The sequence below is a fragment of the Kroppenstedtia sanguinis genome (assembly GCF_050433445.1).
Taxonomy (GTDB): domain Bacteria; phylum Bacillota; class Bacilli; order Thermoactinomycetales; family DSM-45169; genus Kroppenstedtia; species Kroppenstedtia sanguinis.
Genome location: NZ_JBNPXF010000005.1, coordinates 1 through 21,989, shown reverse-complemented (window position 1 = coordinate 21,989; position 21,989 = coordinate 1). Strand labels below are relative to the sequence as shown.

Sequence of the window (21,989 nt, the reverse complement as noted above, 5' to 3'; positions counted from 1 at the left end):
CTCACCCCCCTTTTTTGTAAATCAGATAAAGAAAGAGTGGACATCACCCAACTCAAGCGGCTCTGTGCCTGACGTGTCATACGCCGCCTCATAGATCCGATCACACCGAAATACCCGATATCCCTGGCGCAGAAAGCAGTATGCCTTACAATACCAGAAACCGTCCTTAGCATAAATGTAGACCGGCTGTATCCGGCGATGATTCACCTCCCCCTCCTTTGACTCATATTTGACAGCAAGCACTTTCCCGTATATAGCGGCGTCGAGGAGCATGACCAGATAGGGGGCATCGCTCCGCCTTGTTGGTGTAATGAAGTCGATCCGATTCCTCATACTATCAATTCGGTCACGGACATCTCCGGACATATGGAGATAGAACTTTCTCAGCGCCGATGCGGACTCCGCTTCAAACGGCAGGGAAGAGTAATGACGCAGGGCGTGCACCGCAAAAAACATCGCCACGGCCTCTTCCTCCGTGAATGCGATTGGAGGCAGCACCCGTTCCCTTATCACCTGATAACCACCATGCGGCCCTACTTCCGAGTAGAGAGGCACCCCCAGTTCACTCAGTTCCCGCAAATCCCTCAGAATCGTGCGCTTGGAGACTCCGAATTCATCTGCAAGCTCCTGAACCTTAAAGCGCCGTTTTCGGTTGACAGTCATCATCAGCTCCATCAGCCGTTTGGATTTAGGCATCACGAACAACCCTTTATTTATGATTTGGTGAAATTATAACATGACAGTACATCCTTGTCGGACAGCTAAATACAGCCTGGAAACGTTGTGTGATCACTCCCATTATCATCAAAGAATCACCGTCCCGGGAGGAGCCGGTGATTTGTGCTTTTGGTTGATGCTTTTACATTCTTGATTACACGAATACTGCTTCGATAGCCGCCTCTTCCCCATCGTTGCCGACCCATGACCGCGACGACCTTTGTGTCAAGCAGTTCTTTATAGACCCTCTTCAGAGTCATGACAGCAAAAAACGGCCCTCCGAAGAGAGCCGTTGAATCTTTCCTTTATACTGTCTCTGCCTGTTCCGAGGCGACTGCTTCTTCTTTTCCTATATCCTCGGTAAAGTGATCCGGTTTGACCCTGGCCTTCAGCTGCATCGCAACCAAGTACACCATGCCCGACGCAATCAGCGATTGAACCGCTGGAATTCCAAGTGTATTCACATACTGCGTCAGATAACCGACAAACGTTCCGACCACGAGTCCAATGGTCGCCATCCAGTTCCAGCCCGGAAGGTCTTTCCATTGACGCCGGCGGATGAAGAAAAAGTCCGCCATCATGACACCGGCGATAGCCGGATAGACAAGCGCCGTCATGTATAAAAAGTCCATGAAGTAATCAAGGATGCCTGCAAGCGCGATGACAATTGCCAGGAGGGTCCCGCCCAGTGTCAGCAACGCGCGTCCCCGGTTCGAGTTGACGTTGCACAGGTTTGCGAGCGCGAGGCCCATGCTGTAGTTATTAACGAGCTGGCTCGTCCATGTCGCGATCCAGAGGATAAGGAAGCCCCACACCGGGAAGCCCAAATTCATCATGACATTGACAATGTCCGCGTCACCGACGCCGACAGACATGATGGCACCAACATAGAAGAGAGGGAAGCCGACTGCAATAATGCCGAGCGGAATGAGCACGTTATCCTTAACTTTTGGCTTCGCATACCGCGTGTAGTCGGATGCGATGACCCACTGGGAGACGTTGATCCCAATGACGAGGGATAGCGCCGCCAGGAATGTTATCTGCGGTTCCGGATTCCAGTCCATGATTGTATCCCAGCCTGTGTTCTTTAATGCATAGTAGATCCCCCCTGCGACGAGCAGCAACCCAGCAGGCACAGCAATATAGTCCGTCCATTTCATCGAGTTGTAGCCGATGATGGAAGGAAGCGCGAATGCCAGCCCCGCAACAATGGTTACAATCGCCCATGGCCAGAACTGGTTTTCATAATCAATACCTAACATGGCTGAAATTGCATTCCCCGTAACCGCCGTCTGCAGAGCCCACCAACCAAGGGAGACGACGAAAATGGTCAGGCCGACAATGAATCTCGCCTGTGCCGCACCAAAACTCGTCCGCGCGATCACCGACGAGGAACGCCCGGTTTTGGCCCCCATGTATCCGGAAATGGTGTTTCCGATCCACTGGATGACAAACAACGAAATCAGAAGCACCCAGAAGAGTTCCGACAAACCGAATGATCCTGCGAGCGTGGCACCGACCATGAGAACCGGGATAGTGAACTCCAGGCCGCCAAATATCATGGCCGGTGTCAGCCAGTGCTGCCGCTTATTTTCCGGGATGGCCGCAAGGGCTTCATCCTTGCCGCCGCTCAACGGTTTGGTATCTTCCATCTCACGATCCCATCACTTTCTCAAGTGTTATCCCACCAGGACGAAGACCAGTTCACAGTCCTCTTCCCCATCGTTTGTCGCCACATGTTCCTCGCCTTTCGGGATGAAGGTGGCATCCCCGGCAGTGACACGGATCTTCTCGTCGCCGATGTCAGTGACGAGGGATCCTTTCAGAATGATGGAGTACTCGTTCTCCCTATGCTTTGAAACCCCTGTAAGTGGAACTGTTTCCCCTGCCCGGATGACGACGCGGCCGACCTTCACACTGGAGTCGCCCACCGCTTCCTGGAATGCCGTCTTCATGGAGTAAGATTCGTTGCCTTCCTCTTGCAGATCCGCGAGCTTCAATACGTCCATTATGCTTCCCTCTTTCCTGTGACGCCTTCGACTTCGTATGTCTCCGGGTTCACCTTCACTCCGTATTTCTCTTCCGCATGTCCGGCGGTCATGTAACCGTTCTTGACATCGCGCGCGACCTGCTCGGCGGGGCGCTTGAGCGGGTCACCGTAGCCACCGCCGGTTGCTGTCATGAGCTTCACGACATCACCTTTATTCAGCGGATAGCGCGGATACATACCGAAGGGCCCGTCCGTCGTGCCGTCCTTCTTCTCGATGATGAATTCGTTCGGAGAACCTTTCTCACCACCGTTAAGCCCCCAGGGATGAAACTTGTTCCGCCCGAATGTCGCCGAAACGGTCTGGCCGTCTGTCATCGCACGGTAGCTGCGGATAACCCCCGCCCCGCCGATGTATTCTCCGGCACCCATGCCGTCAGTCCTCAGGCTGTACTCGTCGATCATGACGCCGTAGCGGGTTTCCGCCACCTCGACCGGGACGTTGTACGTTTCCCCGTCGCCGATGCAGAACTGGCCACGTGCACCGTCTTGTCCGCGTGCCGCGCCCCATCCGCCTGCGGACGGCTCGACGATCAGGAACGGTTCGCCGTTCACATGGTGGTTCCCGGCAAGCGTCACCGCACATACGGACAGGAGCTGTCCGGCGGGAAGCCGGTCCGGAAGATACGGAGCGAGCGCCTGCATGACGACATCCGCGCCGCCCTGCATCGACTCCCAGTAGACCGAAACCGGAGCCGGACGTTCCGCAGACAGGATGGACGCCGGATCCGTGATGATCTCAAGCGGGCGAAACACGCCGTCATTCACGTCCTGGGACGGGTTCGTGATTGCCAGGAAGACTGTCCGGACCGCCGAGACGAGACCAGTGTACGTGACATTGACAGGGCCCGGCACCTGAGGGTGGGTTCCGCGGAAGTCGCAGATGAACTTGTCGTCGGTAATAGTCACCTTGACCCGGACGTTGAACGGTCCGTTGCCGAAACCGTCGTCGTCGATGAAGTCCTCCGCGAAGAATTCGCCCTTTGGCAGCTTCGCGAGCTCCTTTCGCGCCATCTGTTCACCGTGGTCGAGATAGTTTTCGATGGCGGTCTTCACGGTTTCGGTACCGTTCTTCTCACACAATTCCCTAACGCGCTTGTCGCCGGTGCGGATCGCCGCCACCTGCGCCCACAGGTCACCGAGGGAGAGATCCGGGAAGCGGACGTTCGCTTCGATCATGTCGATAACCGCCTGGTTGAGTCTCCCTCACTCATACAACTTGACGCATGGGAGTTGCAGGCCTTCCTGGTAAATCTCCGTCGCGTCATTGCTGAAGGAACCCGGGTCCTTGCCGCCGACATCCGTCCAGTGCGCCTTGTTCGCAGCGAATGCGACCAGCTCACCGTCCGCGAAGATGGGCATGACGAACCCGACATCGGACAGGTGGGAGCCCCCGCCCCCGTACGAGTCATTGATGATGATGATGTCCCCTGGTTGAAGGTCTCCCTCGAATTTCTTCAAGGTTTCCTTAACCATGAACGTCAGCATCCCGATGAAGCCGGTGACCCCGTTGCCCTGTGTCAGCAGCTGGCCTTTCGCATCGGTCAGGCCGCTCGCATAGTCGAGCACTTCATAGATGACCGGGCTCATGGATGTTCTGGCCAGAGTGTGGAACATCTCCTCACCGATCGCCACCAGTGAATCTTTGACAATCTCGAGTGTGAACGGATCTACAGTATATTCTCCCTTGCTTGTTTTCATCTCAGCGCACCTCCGTTTCGATGATCAGGTTCCCGTATTCATCAATCGACGCCTTCTGATCGGGGTAGATGACCGTAACCGCCGCCTGTTCCTCAATGACCGCCGGACCGCTGAACGCCATGCCCGGCTCAAGCTTCGCGCGGTTGTATACGACAGTGTCCACCCAGCCTTCCTGCTCGTAGTAGACAGGCCGCTTTTCCTTGAGCGCATCCGTTGCCGTACCGCCTTTCAACTGGAGCTTCTTCAGGGCAGGCTTCTCGACCGAGCCGAAAGCCGTGAGGTGAAGATTGACGACTTCCATCTCTGCCTCTTCCAGCTTGAACGTGTAGTTCTTCTCGTGGAGCTCGTGAAAGTCGGCGATGAGCTGTGTCAGCGATTCCGGTGTAACCGGACCGGATGCGAGAGGAACCTTCACGGTGTGTTCCTGCCCCGCATAGCGCATGTCTGCATACCGCATAAAGCGGATATTGTCCTTTTCGATGTTCTCTTCCGCGAACTGGGCAACCGCCGTCCGGGCAAGCTCATCCCATTCCTGGTTGAAGCCATCGAGATCAAGTCCGTTCACGCGGGCGATATACGTCTGGATGTAGTCATGCCGAAGGTCCGTCATGAGCATCCCCCAGGCAGAGAATACCGGAGACGCAACCGGAACGACCACTTTTCTGACACCGAGTTCGCGGGCAAGCGCCGGTGCGTGCATCGAGCCGCCGCCGCCGAATGCGACGAGCGTAAAGTCGCGCGGGTCGTAACCTTTCCGAACCGAGATGAGCTTCAATGCGTTCAACATGTTCGAGTTGGCGATCCGGATCATGCCCAGTGCGCCATCCTCCGGCTTCATATCAAACCGGTCGGCCACTTTCGTCTTGATCGCTTCTTCGACCTTGGCCATATCGACGTTGTAGTCAAAGTTTTTCGGAGACAGGCGTCCTGTCAGAAGGTTGGCGTCTGTCGTCGTCGGCTCCGTTCCGCCCTGACCGTAAGCGACAGGACCCGGCACGGATCCTGCGGACTGAGGGCCGACTTTAAGCGCGCCGCCTTCATCGATCCAGGCGATGGAACCGCCACCGTTCCCGATTTCGACGATGTCGACGACCGGAGTCTTGATCGGGTAGCCCGCGTTGTACTCATCCTTCTCGATGTAGTAATCTGTCGAGACCTTCACTTCGCCTTCCACGATGAGTGAGCATTTCGCAGTCGTTCCGCCGATGTCGAAGGCGATGATGTTCTCCTCTCCGAGGATTTCGCCCAAGTAAGCCGCGCCGTAGATGCCGGCGACCGGACCCGACTCGACCATGTTAATCGGGTTTTTTTTCGCTTGCTCAAACGTTGTCGTCCCCCCGTTGGACTGCATGATGTAGCGAAGGTCACCCGTTCCCAGTTGACTGAGGCGACCGTTGAGGCGGTCGATGTACGAAGACGCAATCGGCTTGACATAAGAGTTGAGGACCGCTGTGTTGGTCCGCTCATACTCGCGCCATTCTTTCGTCACTTCATGCGATGCCGTCACAGCCGCTTCCGGCCACAACTCGTTGATCAACTCGACCGTGCGGATTTCGTGTGCCGGGTTCTTGTAGGCATGGAGATAGGCGACCGCGATGGCATCGACTCCTTCTTTCTTAAAATAATCGACCAGTACTTTGATGCGATCCTCATCAAGCGGCACGATCTCTTCGCCCAGCTGGTTCATCCGCTCAGTCACTTCCTGGCGCAGGTAGCGCTCGACGAAGGGCTCAGGCTTCTTATAACGGAGGTTGAACAGATCAGGCCGGTTGCCACGTGCGATTTCCAGGACATCGCGGAAGCCCGCGGTGGTGATCAGGCCGGTCTTGACGCCCTTTCGCTCCGTCAGTGCGTTGATGATGACTGTCGTCCCGTGGATGAACGTCTGGATCGACTTCGGGTTTACCCCACTCTTTTCGATTACGTCGATGACACCCTGCTCAAAGTTCGGAGGGGTTGTTGGGCTCTTGGCCACTCCGACATTCCCTTCTCCGTCCACATATACAAGATCTGTAAATGTTCCACCAATATCAGTTGCTACTCTCATCCGATCCTCCCCCTTATCGTAAAAGTCAGAATACAGCCGGTGTGACAATGCTCAGCAACACGGCTTCCTCGTCAAGGAGATTCTCCCAGCCATGCGGAACGGTCGAAGGGAAATGGATCGTATCCCCCTCGCGCACCACATACTCGCTGTCGCCCACCTTGATGAGTATGGTTCCTTTCAGGACGTAGCAGAATTCCTCGCCCGGATGGGAATCCGGATTCTGCTTCATCTTCGGCGCCAACGTCACCATCATCGGTTCCAGTCCCCTGCCGTCAAACTCGCCGTTCAGCCTTGTGTAGAGGACTGACGAGCCTTCTAACCGGAACGGTTTCTGTTCTTCCTTTTTCAGCATGTAGTTGAAGTTGTTTTCCGCAAGGAAGAACTGCCGGATCGGCACCCCGAATGCGTCGGCGATTTTCTTCAGCGACGTGATGGCCAGGGATGATGTCCCCCGCTCAACCTGTGACAGAAAACTGACTGACAGTTCGGTGCGTTCACTCAAATCTTTAAGCGTGTACCCACGTGACTGCCGGAGACGTCTGATTTCATTGCAGACTTCTTCCATACACTCTCTCCTGTAATTGAATACAATAAATCGCAAAAATGAATCTATACTAGATTATTTTCGATACTACCATAATTCATTCCGTTTTGAAAGAATGTTTTTTGGGGAGCAAACTTTTTTCGGAGTGTCCTTTCAAGACGAAAATACAGGCCGATTCCGCTCTTCAACACGGAACCGGCCTGGTGATGCCAAATTATAACACATTGTTGCTTATTTCTCCCGCAGGTCAGAAAATAACCGGCGTCACGACGCATAGGAATGATGAATCTTCGCTGAGGGGATTCTCCCAGGAGTGCGGAAGATTGGAAGGAAAATGAATCGTATCCCCTTCTCTCATGAAGTATTCCTTTCCATCCACCGTAAACAGGGCCGCTCCCTTCAGGACGTAATAGAATTCTTCTCCCGGATGGGAATCCCGCGCCTGCTTTTCCTTCGGTGCAAGCGTCACAAGAAGCGGCTCCAGACTACGTCCCCCGAATTCCCCGTTCAGCCTCGTATAGACGGCAGACGAGCCTTCCAGCCGGAAAGGCTTCTGTTCTTCTGCTTTTAAAAGATAGTTATGATTGAACTCCGCTTCAAAAAAGCGGGTAATCGGTACGCCGAGAGCATCCGCGATTTTCTTTAACGATGTAATGGCCAGGGATGAACTTCCCCGCTCCACCTGGGAGAGGAAACTGACCGACAGTCCGGTCCGTTCACTCAGTACCTTGAGCGTATAGCCCTGCTCAAGTCGAAGACGCTTAATCTCTTGGTAAATCTCCTCCATAAAAACTGCCCCCATCCCCAATTACATATATGCCGTAAAAATCACCCTGCGATTTAATGATTTCGATAATATCAAAAACTGTCAAGTGGAAAGAGATTTTCTCTATTAATATCTCCCCCTGATCTTCTCAATCCCCGCTTTTCTCCCTGCTTTTCCGAAACCGGCAGCCCAATTCCTGATACACGTAGATCGGCCAGCTGAAAATGGCAACCCCCGCCAATGCGAGGTAGATGAGATTTCCCCCGTAACGCTCCGCCAGAGAGCGGATCTGGTTTGCCAACTCCAGGATTCCCGGGTCTTCCCCGCTTTCCATCATCTCAAAGAATTCAGGTTCAAACCACCGTTTCCAGACGATGGTTCCGATCAACAGATAGAGTGCGGGCAGGATCAGAACTCCATTGAGCATTTCTCTTTGACTCCTTTTCAGTGTTCCTCAAACATCCTATGTAAGTTCGCCTCAGGTGTTTTCCATTCCATTTATCCCTACATTTTGTTCGACCCGGTCCGGGATGATCCTTCCTCAACCCATCAAAAAAAGTTTTCCCCATCCTGAATAATCGGCACGTCCGGGTGTCAGATTAAAGAGTGTCAACAGCGATCGGGGAGACATCTTTCGGACCGGTCCCGGTGATTCCCCGCCTTTTTAAAAAAAACACTTTCATGGGGAGTAGCCAAGCGGTAAGGCAACGGACTTTGACTCCGTGATGCGCAGGTTCGATTCCTGCCTCCCCAGCCACCATCCCCGGAAACCACCGGGGATTTTCCGCGTTTTGCCACTCGACTTTCCACCTGAAATACTGTAAAGTGGTGTACGTAAATCGTCTAAGTGTACAGGTGGCGAGGATATTGATATTTTTATGGATTTTACTCTCATTGATCGGCGTGTTTCTCATCATATGGGCTATTGCCCGTTGGAACACTTTCCGGCCGTTGGTCAAGCGCGTGAAACTTCAAGTTTCTCATCCCCTTGACGAATTGCGGATCTTGCATCTGTCTGACCTGCACATGGAAAAGCTCTCCATCTCTCCGGAATCCCTTCTGCAAGAAGTGAAGGATGAGCCGATTGATCTGATCGCCCTGACTGGAGATTACCTGGATACCCAACCGATGACGAAACGGTTTCTTCAATATATCGACGCACTAAACACCTTAAACCCGCGCTACGGCATGGTTGCTGTTTTCGGTAATCATGATTATTTGATCGCCGAGCATCTGCCCACTCTACAAAAAGAGATGGAAAAACGGGGGTGCGTCGTCCTCAAAAACGAACACATCCAAATTCCCATCGATGGTGACACCTTGAACATCATCGGAATTGATGACCATTACTCTGGACACAGTGATCCGGACCGAGCTTTTTTCGGTGTGGACAAAGGGATTCAACTCGTTCTGACCCACGATCCAAACATCGTGTTGGAGATGGATCACCACTTCGATTATCTCCTGTCCGGTCACTTCCACGGCGGCCAGATCAACTGGCCCAAGCCTTATCATCTCAAGCGGATGGGCAAGCTTCCCAACCAGAATATCATCAGCGGGCTGCATTATCATGAGAAGCGTGCTTTCTATATCAGTGACGGTTTGGGACAGACAGGCTTTAACATGCGTCTGCGTTCTCGACCTGAAATCACTTTCCACAGTATCGGTGGTTTTTAAAATGTTCAACCCCGTCCCACTTTTGGACGGGGTAGTTTGTTACAGATAATCCTGGATGACTTGGGCGGCATCCAGTGAAGAGCGGGGCCGCCCCAATGCCTTGGCGCGCTTTCCCATCTGTCTCCAGCGCTCCGGGTCTTGCAGTAAGGGATGGATATGCCGGGGAATGGACTGGGGATGGTCTTGCCGGAGTGCCACTCTTTCCCGCATCAAAAAACGGCTGTTCCGTTCTTCCTGTCCAGGTATAGGCTGGCAGATCAATATCGGCAGGCCTGTAGCCAGCGCCTCTGAGCTGGTCATTCCCCCCGGCTTAGTCACAATCAAATCGGAAGCTCCCATCCAATCCCGCATCCCATCCACATAACCGAAGAGATAAACTTTCTTGTCGCCGTGGAAGCGGGCCTGCAGGCGGTCATATAGCTCCCGGTTTTTTCCCGTCACCACCACCAACTGGGATTGGGGCAGATCCCGCCGAAACTGAGTGATCGTCTGATCCAGTGGACCCAATCCCATTCCTCCACCCATCAACAACACCGTAAACGCCTTCGGATCGATCCCCATCTGCATCCGCAAATTGGCTTTACATGCCAGGGGCTCTGTAAAGTCCGGAGAGATGGGAATTCCCGTGCGGTAAATCCGTCGGTCCTCCACTCCAAACTCCCGGATCATTTTTTCGGCAACCCGTTCATGTGCGACCAAGTAAAAATCGACTGCGGGATGAATCCAAAACCCGTTGACGTCAAAATCAGTGATTGCTGCCCCCAATCGGAAAGGGCGTCCCATCCGATCCTTCGCCTCCGCCAAAGCCCCGAGGCAAAAAGCATGGGTTGCAATCACCACGTGAGGCTGACGAGTGTTCAAAAGTTCACCCATTTTCCCCGCCAAAACCCGTGCCAAGGAGGTACGGAAGGCTTCACTAAATTCCCGTTCTTTGCTATAGACCGCTCCCCACAACCCGGGAGCATGATGAAGCGTACTCAAATAAACTTTGCGAATCATTCCTTCCAGTTGCCGATTGAAATAGGGGAGTCCACATACAATTTCCACTTTCACTTCCCGATTCACCCGGTTCAATCCTTTGCGGATGGCCTGGGCCGCCTGAAAATGTCCGCTACCTCCGATCGTCTCTGTGAACACCAGTATTCTTTTCTCCATTATTTCATCCCCGCCGAATGATATCGTCGGTTGAATTCTTCCCGTGAAATAAACACCCGTTTAGGGATCAGAGGATGTTTATAATTTCTGAGTCTCCTCCATCCCTGAGGATGGCAACTGACCAAAATCCATTTCAGAAAGAAGGACTTCAACCGCATCCGGATGATGCCCGGGATTTCCCGGGTAGCAAAGCCTAAGTGCTCCGAACCCGAATGTAAAAATGTAGTACCCAGCAACACCTGAATCTGATTACCTCTAGGATGATTTTCCAGAAATTCTGCTAGAGCGGGAAATGAGCTTCGGATCTGGCGCAGGATAAGTAGCTCGATACCGATCTCCGACCTTTTTCCCTGGTGGCGGCGGGTCTCCAGCAGCAACTGAGCAATGCGGAAATTATGGAGATGGAGTTTTGCATACCAATCTCCTTTCTTTAATTGAACTCCATCCCTTGTCATCAGTACTTCCCCTCGATACGGCTTCACCACGACCCGGAACAAATTGTGATGAGTGCGATCCACATACTGTAGACGAGTCACTCCATAATATATTTTATCCATCCATTGCCATGCTACAAGAAAGACCCTGGGAATCATCGGCCCCCTCCTTTCTTTCGTAAACATGGATATTATTTGTCAATCAAGGGCCGACCATACAACCATAAAGCCCGCCGTCATCGTCCTTGGCAGGCTTTTTTCTTCCTATCTTCTGGCAAATATTCCATCAGGAAGGGTTCGACCGATGTTCCTTCCAAAGGTGTCCCACGATCAACACGAGGAAGATCAGAGCCACCGGCGTCAACCAGGATAGAAATTCCACATGTCGGATGAGATGATCGTGGACAATGGGATCCTCCACGATCAATTGTCCCCCTGTGTAGGCCAGAATCCCCGCTCCTACATAAACCAACCAAGGGAGACGGTTGATGATGGAAGCGACCAGTTTGCTCCCCCACATCAGAATGGGAATACTGAGGGCCAAGCCGAACAAGACCAGCCAAAAATTTCCATGCGAAGCACCGGCCACGGCCAGCACATTATCCAGGCTCATCACCACATCCGCAACGATGATGGTTTTGATGGCAGATTTTAATCCGTGACCCATGTTCATATCCGCCTCCCCTCCTTCATCCGCCAACAATTTGAGGGCGATCCAGAGGAGCAGCAGACCCCCGACAGTTTTTAACAGGGGAATCTTCAACAACCATACTGCAATCAGCGTAAGGGCAATCCGGAGAACGACAGCAGCGCCGGTTCCATAAATAATCGCCTGCTTCCGCTGTTTATCGGGCAACCTGCGTGCTGCCATCCCAATAACCACCGCATTGTCCCCACTCAAAACCAGATCGAGAATGATGATGTTGAAGAATCCGATCCATAAGTGTGCATCCATTGCTTCCAACCCAACCTTCCCTTGTCCATTCCTATACCCTCATCCTATCGCTTAAACACCATTAAAATACATTGGAGAGGTGAAAAGAGAAAACTTACCTCAATCCAAATACAGGTCCTTAGGAACTCAACAAGTTTCGGATCACCTGGTAACTCAGGTTGGGGACGATCTCCATGGAATAGGGAATTTCCACTCGTTCCCATTGTTTATGTGCATCCATCCCATAGGGACCGATATTGACCGCCGACACATCCAGCGCCTGGATGGTATCAACATCCATCCGGTGTTTGGTACCCCATGCAGGCATGTTTTTTTCCAGGGAAGTGATTCCTTCCCGGTCGTCACTGATCGCTACAAAACTCATATCGGAGATATAGGGGAAAAAGTTGCGAACCTGAATCGGATGTTCACATCGAGGCTGGATTTGTTGCACCGCCCTCCGCACAGCCTGGATCAATCGTCGATCCCGACTCTCCTTTTCATTCAAGACAATCCGCGGCATATAGATGGAGGCATAAAAAAGGATCACCGCTGGACTTTTTTCCTCCTCCCAAGACCAACACTCCTCCACCATCCTGCGACAATAATCCCGCAGGTCCAGTTCCTCTTCGTTGAGAAGATTCATGACAAAAACCCGCATACTCTCCTCAAACTCACTTCCGTATCGAGCACTGCACTGATCGTACAACTCCTCATAAGTAAACACCCGTGGTTTCCACTCCAAGGAGCGAAGGGGTTCCCCTGTGCGTTGACTATAACGGAGATAGCGGGCTTGATATCGTTTCCAGGCGGCATCCACTGCTTCCCTCGCCACTTCTTTCAGCTTTTCCAACACCTCTTTAGGAGACATGCTGTGGACAAAAAAATTGTAATAAACCAAAGCGGAAATCGGAGTTTGCACATCGTATCGAGATTTGAGATCCGTCTGTTTCAGGGAAACCGGCGGTAGCGTGATTTCCCCGTACATCTCATCACAAAAATCCGGATTGTAGTCCAGATGCCGGGTCAGCTCTGCGGCTACCAGATTGGGGTCAAATCCCTCGAAGGCCTGCCCCACGTGAGTTTCCTTGCCCGCGATAAAAAACGCCGGCAACAGCTTGCCCACGGTTCCCAGATAGACATAACGATGGGGATCCCCTGCAAAGCGGGGGGAAGTGTAATCCCCATTGATGGCAGCGATGTAGGAAAGATTCTCCTCCTCCGCTAGCTGAAAAAGATCGGAGAGGGCAGACAAGATTCCCTGGGAGTTATCTTCTTCGTCACATTCGGAGAGAAACAGGACATTCCCCTGCAATTCTTCCGGATGCTCAGCAAAATAACGGGTCAGCACCATATGGGCGGCTACCCCGGACTTCATGTCCACAGAGCCCCGCCCACAGGCCCAATCGCCACTTTGTAGATTCTGTTGGACCTCTTTAGGGATTTTGGACTTTTTCCATTTCTCCATCAATTCATCAGAGGAGAAGGCAAGCCGTTTCCACTTTCCGTAATCCTCCACCCCCACGGTGTCCATATGGCCCATCAAAATCACCGTTTCAGTAAAAGACGCATTTCCCCCTTTTACCAGAGCAAACACATTGTATCGCTCTCGTTCATCCCGATGGGTCTTCACCATCCGAAGATGTTCCGGATGTTCGCGAAAATAGGGAAGTTCACTAAAGTAATCATAGATGCGATATGCGATATCCCGCTCTCCAATCGTTCCGTTGATGCTAGGGTGGCGTACCAGGTCTTGGGTCAATTCCAATACGCTCTCTTTCCAATTCATTCCGCTCTCCTCCCTATTGGTGAATAATTCAGAAAACAGATTCGACACCCACCCCTTACAGGGTGGGTACCATCAGAAATAAGAAAACTCTTCTTGAGTGGTCTCCCGTTTCAAGGTGACACATTCAGTCGCTGCCACCGCATCCTGAACCAGCCTTTCCACATCCAAGCTGGCCTCCAAGGCCCGGGAACGCTCCACTCCGGGACGGGTAACCGGGTACTTAGGTTGAAACACCGTGCAACAATCCTCATAAGGGAGGATCGATGTTTCATAAGTGCCGATCTTCCGGGAAACCTGCATGATCTCCTGTTTGTCCATCCCGACCAGCGGACGGAGAATCGGCATCCGGGTCACATCATTAATGACGTTCATACTCTCCAGAGTCTGGCTGGCCACCTGCCCCAGACTTTCCCCGGTCACTAGGGCGAGGGCTTGATTGCTCCGGGCCAGCTCCTCGGAGATGCGAACCATAAACCTGCGCATGATCGTGATCATATAGGCAGAAGGACACTTCTCCCGAATCTGTGTCTGAATCTCAGTGAAGGGCACAACATGCAGATGGATCTTGCCCGCATATCGAGTCAGGATCTGCGCTAGATCCTCCACTTTTTTCCGGGCTCGTTCACTGGTGAAGGGATAGCTATGAAAATGGACTGCTTCCAGGGCTGCCCCCCGTTTCAGCACATAATAGGCCGCTACCGGACTATCGATCCCCCCGGACAACATCAACATCACCCGACCGCTACTGCCCACGGGAAGTCCCCCTGGACCCGAGAGATCCCGTCCGTAAAGATAGGTTCCCTCCCGCCGCACTTCCACTCGCAAGGACAGTTCTGGCTGATGGACATCTACTTGAATTCCCTCAGTGTTTTTTAAGATATGGCTCCCCAACAGATGATTGATCTCCTGGGAAGTGTGGGAAAACTCCTTCCAAGCCCGTTTGGCGATCACTTTGAAAGTACGAGGACGGGGATCCAATCCCTGCACCAACTCCAGTGCTGCCGCCTGGATCTGATCTAGGTCGGATTCCACTCGAGTTGCAGGGGAGATGCCAACCACCCCGAACACTTCCCGTAGCTCTTCTACCACCGGATCCATCGGTTGCCCATTCAATTCGACAAACATGCGACCAAAGGTCTTTTTCACCTGAACCCCGGAAAAAGAACTTAATTTTTCCCGGATATTCTGGAGCAACCGATTTTCAAATTGGTTGCGGTTCTTTCCTTTCAAAGCCAATTCCCCATAACGGATCAGAATCAGATCGCTCATTTAGACATCCCTTTCATCACAAGCTTCAATCTCGGAATCACCTCAGTGAGAGCTTCGATGCATTGATGGATCTCTTTTTGGGTGGTGGTCCACCCCATACTGATCCGGATCGCACCCAATGCCACCTCGTCGCTGACTCCCATCGCCTTTAATACGGAACTGGGCTTTTCACCCTTGGAAGAACAGGCCGATTTGCTGGAAACATAGACACCCTTTTCTTCCAAGGCATGGACAATCACTTCCGATTTCAACCCCGGAAAGGAGAGGCTGAGAATGTGTGGAGCTCCTCCCTCCGCCGAAACATCCCCATGAATCCTCAGATCGTCGAGAGAAGAGGTCAGCGCTTCAACCATTTCTCTCTTCCAACGAAGCCAGCGGGAGACTGCTTCCCTGCGTCTCTCCTCGGCCAGGATGGCTGCTTTGGCAAACCCGACAATACCGGGAACATTTTGCGTTCCGGACCGAAACCCCTCCTCCTGTCCGCCTCCCGTCAACAGTGGAGTGAGGGTGACTCCCTTTCGAATGTAAAGAGCGCCCACACCCTTGGGGCCATGGAACTTATGGCCGGAGAAGCTCATCAGATCCACGCCCCACTCCTGGGGTCGCAATTCGCATTTTCCAAAGGCTTGAACTGCATCCACATGAAAAAAGGCCTTCGGATACCGGCTGACGATCCGGCCGATTTCCGGGATCGGTTGGATCGTTCCCACCTCATTGTTCGTATGCATGACGGAGACCAACACCGTCTCCTCTGTCATGGCCGCTTCCACATCTTGCGGTCGGACCCCTCCCGATTCATCCACTGGAAGCCGGGTCACCTTCCATCCCGACATCTCCAGCTGATGGCAGACTTCTAGGACGGCAGCGTGTTCCACTTGGGTGGTGATCAAATGCCGCCCCCGGTTGCGATGTTGCCAGGCCACTCCTTTGATGGCCATGTTGTTGGCTTCCGTTCCTCCCGAAGTAAAGACCAGGCTTCCGGGGGAAACCCCCAGAAGCCGGGCTGTGGCCTCCCTCGACTGCTTGAGAAGCCTCTCCGCTTTTCCCCCCCACCCATGCAGGGAGGAGGGATTTCCATATACATTCTTCATCACGTCGGCCACCACCCGGATCACCTCCGGGTCTGGCTGTGTCGTTGCACTGTTATCCAGATATACCATATCGTTCATCCTTTGATCACACGATTGAGATTCCGACCCTCATCATATCATAGGGTCCTTGTCATATAAAGAAACCATCCGACACACTATCTTCGAAGTATACCCACAATGACCCCAACAAAAAACCGGTTGTCTCCAAGGAGAAAACCGGTTTTTCACCTTGCCTGCACTCGATTGCAAAAAGCCTCGATCTGTGTCAGAGCAGCTTCCCTGCTGTTCGCTTTTTCTGTTCACCCGGCTCCCTCCTGTCAGCGCTGAGAAGATTGGCCCCCTATCAGTTCCGCAGGGAGCAGGATTTCTTTTCCCGGGCGGAATTTCTGATTAACTATAAAGTGGATGAGGGGAACGAAACGATCCTTTCGTTCTTCCCCTTGCCCCCATCGTATGAGAGGAGGGGGCTGGTGGGACGGCTACGATCTCTTGCAAAGAGCGCAAAGGCTCTTCACCCTCCCACCAGCCCGACCTGATTTCCTACCTAAAATAAGCGAATCAACATGCCTGTGGCACCTCGTTCATCCCCCTTCTTTGCTCCGCTCACTGATCCAGTCGCTAACCGTAGTCATGGAAGGGGAACCCCCGCCAGTTTGGCCACACCTTTGATCGTGGCCATGATCATTTGCCCCTCTTTTTCCTGAGATGTCTGGCGTTGCAACATTTTCCGCCTTGATTATATCGGATAATCTATCCGTCTTCCTTCTTCCTCCGCCACTGGGGTATAATAAACGGAAATGTTGTCCCGGAGGTGAGAGCATGAAAGATCGGGATGAGATCCGCTTGACCCAACTTTCGGCCAAAGCGGGTTGAGGCTGCAAAATCGGTCCTTCGGACCTGGCGCAGGTTCTGCGTCATTTACCCCGTGACCAGGAACAACCGGAAGTACTGGTGGGACTGTCGGAGCCCGATGATGCCGGTGTAATCCAGATCGATGAGGAGACGGCTCTGGTGCAGACGGTGGATTTCTTCACTCCTGTCGTGGACGACCCCTACGCCTTCGGACAGATCGCCGCTGCCAACAGCTTAAGCGATGTCTATGCCATGGGGGCACGACCGATCACGGCCCTGAACATCGTGGGATTCTCCCTTTCCCAGCTAGATTCCTCCCTCCTGGCGGATATCCTGCGGGGAGCCTCCGACAAAGTGAAGGAGTCTGGGGCCGCGATCATCGGTGGGCATTCCATCGATGACCCGGAGCCCAAGTTCGGTCTGTCCGTCACCGGAAAGGTTCATCCGGACCGGATCTGGCGTAAGGGCGGCGCTCGCCCCGGTGATCAACTCCTCCTGACCAAGCCTATCGGCGTTGGGATCCACACCACCGGAATCAAACGCAATCAGGTCACCGAGGAAGAGATCCAACGGGTGACTCAGGTGATGGCCACCCTGAATCGGACAGCTGCAGAAACTCTATCCGGCTATGCTGTTCAGGCCTGCACCGACGTGACCGGCTTCGGCCTCTTGGGACATGCTTCGGAGATGAGTCGGGCCGGGTGTGTCGGCTTTGAGATCGAGGCGGAGGCTGTCCCTATCCTCCCTCGCACTGACGAACTGGCCCAACAGGGGATCGTCCCCGGTGGTACTCGGGCCAACACTCGCCATCTGGAGGATGTCCTGCGGCTCGAGGAGACGGTGAGTGACACCCTGCACACCATCCTGTGCGACGCGGTCACCTCCGGCGGCCTCCTCGCCGCCCTTCCGGAGGAACAGGCCAAGGAAGCCCTGGCCGCCCTCCACCGCAACGGCGTAAACGATGCCCGTATCATCGGCCGCGTCACTAAGGAACACCCCGGCAAGATCCGCGTATACTGAGGCAAAGGTGAAGCCCCCGCCGTCGCTGGCCGGGGGCTTCACCTTTGTGGACAATCAGTTCCTCGGTAGGGATCCGATGAATGAGAAGGAAGATTTTGATGCGAAAAAGAAGTGGGTAGGATCAAGATTCCATCTAGTCAGGAGGAAAATAGAATTTGTTACATGATCTAAAACCCGATTCGGATCTGGATCCGGTGATTGAACTTCTTCATGCAACTGAAAAAGATACGTAGAAGCCTTTTCTCCATCGTAGACGGGGTTATCCGGGAAGGTCCTGACGGAAACTTACACGGTGTGGGCCAATTGATCTGTCACCTGGCAGTAGTTGATCTCCACTATGTATATCGGATCAAAGGGGAACCTGTTCCCGAAGAGTTGAAGGATGTGTATGGAACCAAGCTGGACTCCAATGGATAATTCCCGCTGTTTCAGGTGTTCCGTTGAAGGATCTTCTTGAACCTTACGATTAAGTACAACGATAGTTTCGCGTAGAAGAAGTCCACCCTACATCGGGGGATCTGGCACACGGCTGATCACAGCCACTACCACCAGGCCAATATCGTATCGTTGCATAGGATGCATTGAAATCAGCAGTCAATCATTTCTATAACGGTTTTTATTTGCGGAATCCATCATCTATGATGGAAATAACACTGCACCGAGAGGTTGAACCCGATGCCGACCCAACAACAACGAGAAGCCTTACGCCGGTTACCGGCGGTTCATGAACTGCTGAAGCGAGAGGAGCTGGCTCCGTGGCTGGAGCGTCTGCCCCGAGAATGGGTGACCCAGGCGGTGGGGGATGCGATCGCCATGAACAGGCGGGTGATCCTGGAGAATGAAACAATTCAGGGCCCGTCTATGGCTGAACTGGCCGCCCAGGCCGTGGACTCCCTCCATCGCTTGACGGAGCCTCGACTCCGCCCAGTTCTCAATGGAACCGGCGTGGTTCTCCATACCAACCTGGGCCGGGCCGTGCTGAGCGAGGCGGCGACGGAGGCGATCCAGCGAGTAGCCCGATCCGCCAGCAACCTGGAATTCCGGTTAGAGGAAGGAGTCCGGGGCTCCCGTTATGACCACGTGGAGGATCTCCTCCGTCGTCTCACCGGGGCGGAAGCCGCCTTGGTGGTCAACAACAACGCCGCCGCTGTCTTCCACGTACTACAGGTCTTAGCCAAGGGAAAAGAAGTGATCGTCTCCCGGGGGCAGCTAGTCGAGATCGGCGGCTCCTTCCGGGTATCTGAGATTATGCGGGAAAGTGGCGGCCGATTGGTAGAGGTGGGCACCACCAACAAAACCCGGATTCAGGATTACGAACAAGCCCTTACCGATGAGACGGGAATGCTGATGAAAGTACACACTAGCAACTTCCGGATCCTCGGCTTCACCGAGGAAGCCTCCCGGCAACAGCTGGCGACGCTGGCCCAGAAGCGGAACATCCCTTTCTTTGAAGACCTGGGCAGCGGGGTTCTCTATGACTTAAAAACCCGCGGCATCGGAAATGAGCCCACGATCCAGGAGTGTCTGGAAGCCGGGGCCGACCTCCTCAGCTTCAGCGGGGATAAGCTGTTAGGCGGTCCCCAAGCTGGGATCATCGTTGGTAAAAAAAGCTGGATCGATCGATTGAAGAAAAACCAACTGACCCGCTCCCTCCGCGTCGATAAATTCACCTTGGCCGCTTTGGAAGCCACTCTGCGCCACTATCTCAATCCCGAGGAAGCGGTACGGGAGATCCCCACCCTGCGTCAGATTCTGAAGGATGAAGGAGAACTGCAGTCCGCGGCGGAACAGCTGTCCGGAAGGATCCAGGACACAGTCGGGGAGGCCCTTCAAATCGAAATCGTGCCCGCCCGTTCCGAGGTAGGTGGCGGCTCCATGCCTGGGGTGGAGCTTCCCACTCACTGTGTCGCCATCGCTCCCCGGCAAATCTCCCTCACCCAACTGGAGTACCGCCTGCGGCAGGCACCGGTGCCCGTGGTGGGACGGGTCTCCCAAGACCGACTCTTCCTCGACCCCCGCACTCTGGAAATAGACGATTTTCCCCAGGTGGCCGCCAGCTTTCGCTATGCCCTGCAAATATAAAAGGATCTCCATGTGTGGAGATCCTTTTTGCAATTCAATGGATGCGATTCACCTGCTGGGCCCATTCCCTTTCCCGTAATACAAATTTTTGTACTTTTCCCGTAGATGTCTTCGGCAGTTCGCCGAATTTCACCTGATCTGGGCATTTGAAATGAGCCAGTCGGTCGCGGCAGAATTGGATCAGTTCCCGTGCCGTCACTTCTTCTCCCCGTTTCAGGGAGACAAAAGCTTTCGGACGTTCCCCCCATTTTTCATGGGGGATGGCCACTACCGCGACCTCTGAGACCGCCGGGTGCTGGGCGATGACATGTTCCACTTCGATAGAAGAGATATTTTCCCCTCCGGAGATGATCACATCCTTAGACCGGTCTTTCAATTCAATCGATCCGTCAGGATACCAGACACCTAGATCCCCGGAATGGAACCAACCGCCAGCAAAGGCCTTTTCCGTGGCTTCTGGATTGTTGTAGTAGCCCTTGGCCACCAGGTTTCCCTGCATCACCACTTCCCCAATGGTTTGACCGTCTTGTGGCACATCCTGCATTTCATGATCCACCACTCGAACCCCTTTCCCCGTGACATAAGCCTGTCCCTGTCGGGACATCCGCCGCCCCTGCTCATCCACAGGCAAGATATTCCAATGGGACTGCCACCTGCAAATCGTATGGGGGCCGTAAGTCTCTGTCAGACCGTAAACATGAATGGGGTGAATATTCAGTTCCTTCATTTGCCTCAACAGAGTGGGAGACGGCGGTGCTCCGGCTACGGTAGCCGTCACAGCCCGTTCCATAGGTCGAGCTTTCGGGTGATTCACCAACATCCCCTGAACCGTAGGTGCCCCATTATAATGAGTGATCCCTTCCCTTTCAAAGAGATCCCAAATTCGGTCCGCATCCAGTTGACGCAAACAGACATGGGTCCCGCCTACAGCTGTCACCGCCCAGGTAAAGCACCATCCGTTGCAATGAAACATCGGCAAGGTCCACAGATAGACACTTCGGTCATTCAGGCCCGTTTCAATCACTTCTCCGAGAGCATTGAGATAGACTCCGCGATAGGTATACATCACCCCCTTGGGATCTCCTGTCGTCCCTGAGGTGTAGTTGATAGAGATCGTCTCTTCCTCATGCTCCAACTCACTTTCTACAGGTTCGGGAAGACCGCCCGCCAGAAACTGTTCATAAGGATCCTCTGCCTCCCCGGTGTCGTCGATCTGAATTACTTTCACATCCTCCATCTGCAAAGACGAGATGAGAGGAAGTAACTCCGCATCTACAAACAGCCAGGAGGCACCGGAATGCCGCAGGATAAAATCCACCTCCCCTTTCTGAAGGCGAGTGTTGATAGGGACCAGAATACCACCAGCAGCCGGGACAGCATAGTGAGCTTCCAGCAATGCTGGAATATTGGGTGTCAAAAAAGCGACTCGATCACCTTTTTTCAGGCCTTCTCTCTGGAGGCGAGAAGCGAACTGATAAATTCTTCTGGCGAATTCCTGGTAAGTGTACCGACGCTCGCCATGAACCACAGCGGTCTTCTCTGAAAACATCAGCTGCGATCGCTGCAAAAAGCTCAAAGGGGTCAACAACTGGCGATAAACTGCATTCATGAGATCCCACCCTTTCTAAACAAAGGAAGAATGAAAGCGCTCACATAACGCACAATAAAATGATCTGTTTCCGTTATCATACATAAATTCATTGCTTTAATCAAATAAATATTCATTTTATATCATATTTTTCAGGGCTGTTGATAACCAGAAAATGGGTAGCGGAAGGGAGTCGTGTGCTGCCAAAGCGACCTTTGCGCCACAGGCACTACAATCTCGATGGGCTGAAGCCCTGGAATAAAGGTAGCCATCCTA

The 21,989-nt window shown here is 53.3% G+C and carries 17 protein-coding genes, 1 tRNA gene and 2 pseudogenes; 5 read left to right on the top strand and 15 right to left on the bottom strand.

From position 1 onward, the window contains the following. Positions 1 to 36: 36 nt before the first annotated feature. The 8 genes and pseudogenes from JOD24_RS04300 to JOD24_RS04265 all read right to left on the bottom strand — a co-directional run. Positions 37 to 696, bottom strand: a pseudogene (locus JOD24_RS04300) (helix-turn-helix transcriptional regulator); the annotation flags it as partial. A 326-nt stretch (positions 697 to 1,022) separates the two neighbouring features. Beyond that, positions 1,023 to 2,369 carry a purine-cytosine permease family protein gene (locus JOD24_RS04295; protein WP_380165943.1) on the bottom strand — a complete coding sequence of 449 codons (1,347 nt, stop codon included), beginning with the start codon at positions 2,367 to 2,369 and terminating at the stop codon, positions 1,023 to 1,025. A 27-nt stretch (positions 2,370 to 2,396) separates the two neighbouring features. Further along, positions 2,397 to 2,726: a cupin domain-containing protein gene (locus tag JOD24_RS04290; RefSeq protein WP_076526473.1), complete on the bottom strand. Its 330-nt coding sequence runs from the start codon at positions 2,724 to 2,726 to the stop codon at positions 2,397 to 2,399. Next, positions 2,726 to 4,465: pseudogene (locus JOD24_RS04285) on the bottom strand (hydantoinase B/oxoprolinase family protein). Before JOD24_RS04285 ends, JOD24_RS04290 begins: the two are co-directional and overlap by 1 nt. Before the next feature lies 1 nt (position 4,466). After that, entirely contained in the window at positions 4,467 to 6,512 is a 2,046-nt protein-coding gene (locus tag JOD24_RS04280) for a hydantoinase/oxoprolinase family protein (RefSeq protein ID WP_380165941.1), read from the bottom strand. A 25-nt stretch (positions 6,513 to 6,537) separates the two neighbouring features. Further along, positions 6,538 to 7,077 (bottom strand): helix-turn-helix domain-containing protein, encoded by a 540-nt coding sequence (locus JOD24_RS04275; RefSeq protein WP_429246406.1) that lies wholly within the window; start codon positions 7,075 to 7,077, stop codon positions 6,538 to 6,540. 226 nt (positions 7,078 to 7,303) lie between these two features. Next, positions 7,304 to 7,843, bottom strand: a complete 540-nt coding sequence (locus JOD24_RS04270) for a helix-turn-helix domain-containing protein (protein WP_040387276.1) — start codon at positions 7,841 to 7,843, stop codon at positions 7,304 to 7,306. Positions 7,844 to 7,970: 127 nt separating this feature from the next. Beyond that, positions 7,971 to 8,249, bottom strand: coding sequence for a hypothetical protein (locus JOD24_RS04265; protein ID WP_009709291.1), 279 nt, complete (start codon positions 8,247 to 8,249; stop codon positions 7,971 to 7,973). Between the two features lie 255 nt (positions 8,250 to 8,504). On the opposite strand from JOD24_RS04265, the gene JOD24_RS04260 reads away from it, so the two are divergent. Both JOD24_RS04260 and JOD24_RS04255 read left to right on the top strand, forming a co-directional pair. Further along, positions 8,505 to 8,579: transfer RNA gene (locus JOD24_RS04260), tRNA-Gln, on the top strand. A 110-nt stretch (positions 8,580 to 8,689) separates the two neighbouring features. After that, on the top strand, positions 8,690 to 9,499 hold the full coding sequence (locus JOD24_RS04255) for a metallophosphoesterase (RefSeq protein ID WP_380165939.1): 810 nt from the start codon (positions 8,690 to 8,692) through the stop codon (positions 9,497 to 9,499). A 39-nt stretch (positions 9,500 to 9,538) separates the two neighbouring features. Here the strand turns inward: JOD24_RS04255 and JOD24_RS04250 are convergent, their stop codons facing one another. The 6 genes from JOD24_RS04250 to JOD24_RS04225 all read right to left on the bottom strand — a co-directional run bounded on the left by JOD24_RS04250 (position 9,539) and on the right by JOD24_RS04225 (position 16,240). Continuing rightward, entirely contained in the window at positions 9,539 to 10,654 is a 1,116-nt protein-coding gene (locus JOD24_RS04250; protein ID WP_380165937.1) for an MGDG synthase family glycosyltransferase, read from the bottom strand. Continuing rightward, positions 10,654 to 11,247: a YkoP family protein gene (locus JOD24_RS04245; RefSeq protein ID WP_429246405.1), complete on the bottom strand. Its 594-nt coding sequence runs from the start codon at positions 11,245 to 11,247 to the stop codon at positions 10,654 to 10,656. The genes JOD24_RS04250 and JOD24_RS04245 overlap by 1 nt, the downstream gene beginning before the upstream one ends. Positions 11,248 to 11,374: 127 nt before the next feature. Continuing rightward, a complete protein-coding gene (locus JOD24_RS04240; protein WP_429246404.1) occupies positions 11,375 to 12,043 on the bottom strand; it encodes a TerC family protein in 669 nt (222 codons plus the stop codon). A gap of 118 nt (positions 12,044 to 12,161) precedes the next feature. Further along, positions 12,162 to 13,811 carry a M20/M25/M40 family metallo-hydrolase gene (locus tag JOD24_RS04235; RefSeq protein ID WP_429246403.1) on the bottom strand — a complete coding sequence of 550 codons (1,650 nt, stop codon included), beginning with the start codon at positions 13,809 to 13,811 and terminating at the stop codon, positions 12,162 to 12,164. 72 nt (positions 13,812 to 13,883) lie between these two features. Then, a complete protein-coding gene (gene thiI, locus JOD24_RS04230) occupies positions 13,884 to 15,080 on the bottom strand; it encodes a tRNA uracil 4-sulfurtransferase ThiI (protein ID WP_380165929.1) in 1,197 nt (398 codons plus the stop codon). After that, positions 15,077 to 16,240 (bottom strand): cysteine desulfurase family protein, encoded by a 1,164-nt coding sequence (locus JOD24_RS04225; protein ID WP_380165927.1) that lies wholly within the window; start codon positions 16,238 to 16,240, stop codon positions 15,077 to 15,079. Before JOD24_RS04225 ends, thiI begins: the two co-directional genes overlap by 4 nt. A 750-nt stretch (positions 16,241 to 16,990) precedes the next feature. Between JOD24_RS04225 and selD the strand changes: the two genes are divergently transcribed. The 3 genes from selD to selA all read left to right on the top strand — a co-directional run bounded on the left by selD (position 16,991) and on the right by selA (position 20,125). Next, positions 16,991 to 18,043 (top strand): selenide, water dikinase SelD, encoded by a 1,053-nt coding sequence (gene selD, locus JOD24_RS04220; RefSeq protein WP_429246402.1) that lies wholly within the window; start codon positions 16,991 to 16,993, stop codon positions 18,041 to 18,043. A gap of 210 nt (positions 18,044 to 18,253) precedes the next feature. Continuing rightward, complete coding sequence (locus tag JOD24_RS04215) at positions 18,254 to 18,460, top strand: hypothetical protein (RefSeq protein WP_429246401.1); 207 nt, start codon at positions 18,254 to 18,256, stop codon at positions 18,458 to 18,460. Positions 18,461 to 18,718: 258 nt separating this feature from the next. Beyond that, positions 18,719 to 20,125, top strand: coding sequence for an L-seryl-tRNA(Sec) selenium transferase (gene selA / locus JOD24_RS04210; RefSeq protein ID WP_429246400.1), 1,407 nt, complete (start codon positions 18,719 to 18,721; stop codon positions 20,123 to 20,125). A gap of 34 nt (positions 20,126 to 20,159) precedes the next feature. On the opposite strand, the gene JOD24_RS04205 is transcribed toward selA, so the two are convergent. Further along, positions 20,160 to 21,734, bottom strand: coding sequence for an acyl--CoA ligase family protein (locus JOD24_RS04205; protein ID WP_429246399.1), 1,575 nt, complete (start codon positions 21,732 to 21,734; stop codon positions 20,160 to 20,162). Positions 21,735 to 21,989 lie beyond the last annotated feature (255 nt).